Origin of the sequence: Blautia sp. BIOML-A1, assembly GCF_009883055.1 — a bacterium.
Taxonomy (GTDB): domain Bacteria; phylum Bacillota; class Clostridia; order Lachnospirales; family Lachnospiraceae; genus Blautia_A.
In genome coordinates this window covers 23,591-30,521 of the sequence record NZ_WWVR01000035.1, presented here as the reverse complement: position 1 = coordinate 30,521, position 6,931 = coordinate 23,591, and the positions used below count along the sequence as shown (strand labels likewise).

Sequence of the window (6,931 nt, the reverse complement as noted above, 5' to 3'; positions counted from 1 at the left end):
TCGCGGGGTACGCGAGGATAGCTTGTAGATACTTGGCTCAATAGAGCCATTGAGCAAGAAGCCCCCACTTCAAAATCTGGGATTTAAGTGGTGGGAGCATATCACTTGGTGAAAAACATCTAAAAATGATATGATAATACAAAGAAAATATGCTGCGAACAAAAAAATTCAGCATTAAAGGGAGGTACTTTTAAGCAGATGAGGAATAAACCGTATAGAAGAGTTGCTGAAGTTTGAGGGAGCCTTTTAGGCTCCCTTTGTTACTGTGAACAGTTACGTTCCCTTTACTAATTTGTGGTCTGAGATTGTATGAAAGAAGAAATTCGTGTATACTGGAATTCACAGACAGACTGCCAAAAGGCAGCACAAAATCAGGAGTGAGTAAAATGAGAGAAAAACTGACAAAAAGAGACGTAGAAAAAATAGAAGAAGAGATAGAGCATCGTAAGCTGGTCATCCGAAAAGAAGCGATCGAGGCGGTCAAGGAAGCCCGTGCACAGGGTGATTTAAGTGAAAATTTTGAGTACTACGCTGCGAAGAAACACAAAAATCAGAACGAGAGCAGAATCCGTTATCTGGAGAGAATGCTCAAGACCGCAGAACTTGTGGAGGATACCTCCGGATCAGATGAAGTGGGAATGGACGATATTGTTGAAGTGGAATTTGAGGAGGATGGAGAGGTGGAAAAATACAAACTGGTCACTTCCATTCGCGGAAATTCCATGGAAAACCGTGTCAGCATTGAATCACCGATTGGAAAAGCACTGAAAGGACATCGTGTCGGAGACAGAGTCAGAGTTCAGGTAAATGAAAATGTAAGTTATTATCTGCGCATTCGCTCTATTGATAAAACGGGCGATGAGGGAGAGGATATACGAAGCTTCTGAGCATGAGACTCGTGAATAAGGGACATTTTTTGTAACTGTTTACAAGTAATATCCCGCGAGGTGTTTTGCCATAAATATGGCAAAATCCCGAGACATACCGGGCAAAATGCCATCACCGAAGGTGATTTGGAATACATTTTGACCAAGTTACTGCGAACGGAGTGAACAGTAACCATTTTTCTGCAAAATCCGATTTTACAAAGATTTAACACAATGCTGGTGAGAACTTTACACTCTGCCAATATGATGAATCCATATTAAAATTTAAAAGCAGCCGGTTAATATAGCATTAACACCTGACAGCTGCAGAAGAAGGAGAAGATTATGGATTTTTTCAGCATATTGACACTGCTGGGCGGACTTGCCCTGTTTTTGTATGGAATGCAGGTCATGGGCGATGGCCTGGCAAAGGTATCAGGAGGAAAACTGGAACAGATTCTTGAAAACCTGACTTCCAGTAAATGGAAGGCAGTGCTTCTTGGATTGTGTGTAACTGCAGTGATCCAGTCCTCATCAGCAACGACGGTTATGGTCGTTGGTTTTGTAAACTCAGGTATTATGAAGCTGACGCAGGCAGTCGGCATCATTATGGGTGCAAATATCGGAACTACGGTTACTTCCTGGCTTTTGAGCCTGACGGGAATTGAGAGTAGCAACTTTTTTATCAGTCTTTTGAAGCCGAGTTCCTTTTCACCGGTGCTGGCAATGGTCGGAATTATCCTTCTGACCTTTACCAAAAGTTCACGCAAAAAGGATATTGGTACGATTCTTCTTGGATTTGCGGTATTAATGTTTGGTATGGAATCCATGAGTGGTGCTGTAAAGCCGCTGGCAGATGTCCCGGAATTTACAGGACTTCTTCTTAAATTTTCCAATCCGGTAGCAGGAATTCTTGCAGGTGCGATCCTGACTGCGATCATTCAGTCGTCTTCCGCCTCTGTCGGTATTCTTCAGGCACTTTGTATGACAGGTGCAGTTCCGTTCAGTGCTGCGTTTCCGATCATTATGGGACAGAACATCGGTACCTGCGTGACAGCACTTCTGTCTGCCATCGGTGCAAACAAAAATGCCAAAAGAGCAGCTATGATCCATCTGTATTTTAACCTTATCGGAACGGTTATATTTATGGCACTGTTTTATCTGATCAATACAGCAGTACATTTTTCTTTTATGACACAGATGGCGACACCGGCTACGATCGCGATCACACACAGTATCTTTAATATCACAGCAACCGTAGTATGGCTTCCGTTCTCAGGACTTCTTGTAAAGCTTGCCTGCCTTACCATTCGTGACGATGAGCACGATGTAGTCAGCAGAGAAGATCAGGAATTTATGATCCTGGAATCAAGATTTCTGGAAAAACCGGCATTTGCAGTAGAGCAGGGAAGAAATGCGGCCAGACATATGGAGAGCGAGTCAAGAAAGGTTCTGGATATTGCACTTGGACTGATTCAGAAATATGATGAAGAACAGGCGGGGAGAGTTGAGAATATTGAAGCAAAGGTGGATCGTTATGAAGATGAACTGGGAACTTATCTGGTGAAGCTGAATAACAAGGATCTTTCAGAGAAAGACAGCCACAGCGTTTCCATCATGCTTCACTGTATTGGAGATTTTGAACGTATTTCTGATCATGCAGTCAACATCATGGAGTCAGCAAGAGAACTTTATGAAAAAAATCTCAGCTTTTCTGTGCAGGCAAAAACGGAACTGCAGGTTCTGATCGCTACGGTAGGAAGAATCGTAGATACGGCATATGAGGTATTTGACAAGCAGGATATGAATCTTACCCGCGATGTGGAGCCGCTGGAAGAGATTGTGGATGAACTGAGCAAAGAACTGAAGCGGCGTCATGTCAATCGTCTGCGTTCAGGGGAATGCACGATCGAGATGGGATTTATCCTCACAGACCTCCTTACCAGTCTGGAACGCATCGCAGACCATTGTTCCAACATCAGCGTCTGTGTAACGCAGGTAAGAGAGAACCTTTATGACACACACAGTCATCTGGAAAGCCTCAAAAACGAACCGGATGATTCGTATTTTAATCGTCTGGAAGAACTGCAGAAAGAGTATGTGCTTCCGTAACTATGAGGGCACGGAACAGTTATGTACTTCCATAAGGAGACAGAGGCAGTCAGCAGATTCTGGGCAGAAAGGGAAGTGACAAGAATAACAGAATGATCTATTGTGTTGAAGATGAAATAAATATCAGAGAACTTTTAATCTATACTCTGGAAACAACCGGATTTTCGGCAAGAGGATTCTCAAGCGGAAAAGAACTCCGTGCTGCTCTGCGGGAAGAACTTCCGGACCTTATTCTTCTGGACATCATGCTTCCGGGAGAGGATGGATACAGTATTCTGGAAAGACTCAAAGCTTCTCAGGAGACGAAGAATATTCCGGTGATCATGGTCACAGCAAAAGAAGCCGAATTTGATAAGGTGCGAGGTCTGGAATCAGGCGCGGATGACTATATTACGAAACCTTTTGGAATGATGGAATTTGTTGCAAGAGTAAAAGCGGTTCTGCGCCGCTGTTCCAGGCAGGAAGAGGATAAGGAACTGAGATGCGGTGAACTTATATTGTCTGTCGGAAAGCATCAGGTCTGCTGGAAAGGGCAGAAGATCGATCTGACACGAAAAGAGTTTGAACTTCTTCAGTATCTGATGGAAAATAAGGGACTGGTCATGACACGAAATCAGATCCTCTGTCATGTGTGGGGATATGATTTTGATGGCGAAACAAGAACAGTTGATGTACATGTCCGTACTCTCAGACAGAAGCTTGGGGATGCCGGAAATCAGATTGAAACTGTCCGTGGCGTAGGATACCGGATCGGAGCATAAAATGAGGAAAAAAATTTTAAACCATACCTGTCTGTTGGTGGTTGTGTCCATGTTCCTGACTTTTTTTGCGGCAAGTCTGGTCATGTACAGTAAATACAATGAGGATCTGAAACAGAGTGTCCGCGACAGTATCAGATATATCCAGAATGGCGTGGAGAAGATGGGAGATTCTTATCTGGATAAAAAGCTGGATGAGGCCTCTGCCGCCCGCATTACACTTCTTGACGGGGAAGGAAATGTGCTGTTTGACTCTCTTGAGAATCCGGCGATGCTTGAAAATCACAGTAACCGGCCGGAGTTCATCGAGGCAGAAAAGAACGGATATGCGGAGACTATGCGTTATTCCGAGACACTTTCCAAGCAGAACTTTTACTGTGCGGTGAAGCTTTCAGATGGAAATATTCTCCGTGTGGGAAGTACAACGGACAGTGTGTTTTCAACAATGTTATCGAGTTTTTCCATTCTTGGAGTGCTCTTGATCCTGATTCTGATGTTGTCCTTCTTTCTGGTGAGAAGGCAGACAAAGGATCTGATTGAACCAATCAATACATTGGATCTGGAACACCCGCTCAAAGAAGTACAGTATGAGGAAATGCGTCCTCTTCTGGAGCGTGTAGATGAGCAGAATCATCAGATTGCAAAACAGATGGAGGAACTTAAGGCGGCAGAGGCTGTTCGAAGAGAGTTTTCTGCGAACGTTTCTCATGAGCTTAAGACGCCGTTGATGTCGATTTCGGGATATGCGGAGCTGATGATGAACGGAATGGTTCCGGAGAATAAGATACAGGAATTTTCGGGAAGAATTTATCATGAGGCAAGCAGGCTGAGTACACTGGTAACGGACATTATCCAGCTTTCAAGACTGGATGAGAAAGACAGTGATATGCCGTTTGAATCAGTGGATCTGTATGAATTGGCAGAGGATATCATTCTTCATCTGAACAGCGTAGCTTCAAAAAAAAATATTCAGCTGCAGCTTGATGGACATTCTGTTTCCGTAGAAGGCGTGCGGCAGGTTCTTTATGAGATGCTATACAATATTGCGGACAATGCGGTACGATACACAGAGAAGAACGGAACCGTCAAAATTTATGCAGGGCAGAGAGGAAGCCATCCGTATTATCGTGTGGAGGATAACGGAATTGGTATTCCAAAAGAAGAGCAGAAAAGAATTTTTGAGCGTTTTTACCGAGTAGACAAGAGTCATTCCCGTGAAACCGGTGGTACTGGACTGGGGCTTTCTATTGTAAAACACGGCGCGCTTATGCATAATGCGGAAATAATACTGGACAGTGCACCAGGGCAGGGCACAAAAATGGAGCTGGTCTTTTGACCGGCTCCGTTTTTGTGTGAAAGATACTCCTGGAATTGTTAAAACTCCATTTCGGAGAGTGCGTCTTCATCGGCAATGATGATACAGTCCGGATGGAACTGAAGGATGGATCCTGGAACTTCTGGTGTAACTGGTCCCTGAATCACCTGTTTCAAAATAGAAGCTTTGTCCTTGCCGCTGACAACAACAATAAGCCTTTTGCAGCGCATGATCGTTCCGATTCCCATGGTATAGGCCTGACGTGGAACATCGTCCTCACTGGCGAAGAAACGTTTATTTGCCTGGATTGTGGTTTCGGTAAGGTCAACGCAATGTGTTTCATCCTCAAAGTGATCGGAAGGTTCATTGAAACCAATATGTCCGTCATGACCAAGACCTAGAATCTGAAGATCCGCAGGCCCTACCTGGTGAAGCAGTTCGTTATAAGCCTGGCAGGCTTTGTGACTGTCTGTCTCTGTGCCGTCCGGAACATAAGTATGATCATAGGAAATGTTGATTCTGTGGAACAGATGTGTGTTCATGAAGTAGCGGTAGCTCTGTTCATGAGAGCCTGAAAGTCCCTTATATTCATCAAGGTTTACAGTGGTGATTTCGGAAAAATCCAGGTCGCCGTCCTGGTACATTTCCACCAGTCTGTCGTAAGTGCCGACAGGAGATGAACCGGTCGCCAGACCGAGAACACTGTCTGGTTTCAGGATGATCTGAGCTGCAATGAGATTGGCAGCTTTGCGGCTGAGTTCCTGATAGTTTTTTACTTTACAGATTTGCATGTGATTTCCTCCCTGTCCATTTATGGATAATTTGTATTTTTAATTCGTAACTGTGATGGAATTTTATGGATGATACTCAGTTCCTGTTCTGGGGACGCTCGGATATTGCCTTTATGGAAGTGGCATATTCTGTAGGCGTCATTCCGGACAGTTTCTTGAACTGCCGGGAAAAATAGTGGATAGAAGAATAGCCAAGAAAATCTGAAATCTGAGTAAAGTTCATATCGTTTTCCCGGATAAGCTGTTTGGCAAAATCTATTTTCATACGGGTGAAAAATTCAATCACACCGCACTGGTATTCCTCTCGAAAAATCTTCTGCAGCTGAGAATGGCCGATCATATTGTTTCTGGAAATTTCCTGGATAGTCAGAGATTCCCGGATGTGCTGTTCCAGATAATGTATGATCTCCCGGCAGACATCAGAAGTCGTCTGACATGGATCGTAAATTCCGGCAGACGCAGAATAGTGTGAATTTGTACAGCGGCGTATCATATGGATCAGAAGTTCTTCCAGATACAGGATCAGAAGCTGCTGTGCTCCGAAGGGGATGTTTTCTTTCTTTTTCATTTGTTCCAGATAAGGATCATCCATGGGAGAAGAAAAGCAGTTCCGGGCTTCGGCAATGATACGGCCGAGAATGCTGCGTTCGGTATCAGAAAAATTAAGAACCTTGTTTTCAAAAAACTTCATACATGGAGAATCGCAGGCAAAAGAGATCACTACAACGCGTGGTGCAGTTCTTCCGGTAGCCTTTAATGTATGAAATTCATTGGGACGATGAAAGATAACCTGTCCACGGGACAGTGTATAACAGCCATTGTCAGTAACAACCTCGGCGGCTCCTGTATCAACACACTGAAATTCCCAGAAGTCATGACGTTCTCCGTCAAAATAAAAATCATTCTGATATTCGTAGTAATGAATGGTATAAATGCTTTTTATAAAAAGTTCCCGCTCCAGCGAAACACTCTGATAAGCCACGGAAATTCCTCCTCTGTAAGATAAGAGTTGTTGATTTATAATATTGTTACCTTTCTTTATAATAATAAATTTGTACGAAATAGTCAAATTATAAATAATATTGTACA

The 6,931-nt window shown here is 43.6% G+C and carries 6 protein-coding genes; 4 read left to right on the top strand and 2 right to left on the bottom strand.

Annotated features, from left to right (window positions below; translation table 11 throughout):
* Positions 1–386: 386 nt before the first annotated feature.
* From GT674_RS13805 to GT674_RS13790, 4 genes are all read left to right on the top strand, one after another.
* Entirely contained in the window at positions 387–887 is a 501-nt protein-coding gene (locus GT674_RS13805) for a GreA/GreB family elongation factor (protein WP_161286237.1), read from the top strand.
* Between the two features lie 324 nt (positions 888–1,211).
* The gene (locus GT674_RS13800) at positions 1,212–2,978 is read left to right on the top strand and encodes a Na/Pi cotransporter family protein (RefSeq protein WP_161286236.1); all 1,767 of its coding nucleotides are present in this window, start codon (positions 1,212–1,214) and stop codon (positions 2,976–2,978) included.
* Between the two features lie 92 nt (positions 2,979–3,070).
* Complete coding sequence (locus GT674_RS13795; RefSeq protein ID WP_161286235.1) at positions 3,071–3,739, top strand: winged helix-turn-helix domain-containing protein; 669 nt, start codon at positions 3,071–3,073, stop codon at positions 3,737–3,739.
* 1 nt (position 3,740) lies between these two features.
* Complete coding sequence (locus GT674_RS13790) at positions 3,741–5,072, top strand: sensor histidine kinase (RefSeq protein WP_161286234.1); 1,332 nt, start codon at positions 3,741–3,743, stop codon at positions 5,070–5,072.
* A gap of 38 nt (positions 5,073–5,110) precedes the next feature.
* Here GT674_RS13790 and nagB read toward each other — a convergent pair whose 3' ends face one another.
* Together nagB and GT674_RS13780 are read right to left on the bottom strand one after the other, a co-directional pair.
* A complete protein-coding gene (gene nagB / locus GT674_RS13785) occupies positions 5,111–5,842 on the bottom strand; it encodes a glucosamine-6-phosphate deaminase (RefSeq protein ID WP_161286233.1) in 732 nt (243 codons plus the stop codon).
* Between the two features lie 76 nt (positions 5,843–5,918).
* Complete coding sequence (locus GT674_RS13780) at positions 5,919–6,824, bottom strand: helix-turn-helix domain-containing protein (protein WP_161286232.1); 906 nt, start codon at positions 6,822–6,824, stop codon at positions 5,919–5,921.
* Positions 6,825–6,931 lie beyond the last annotated feature (107 nt).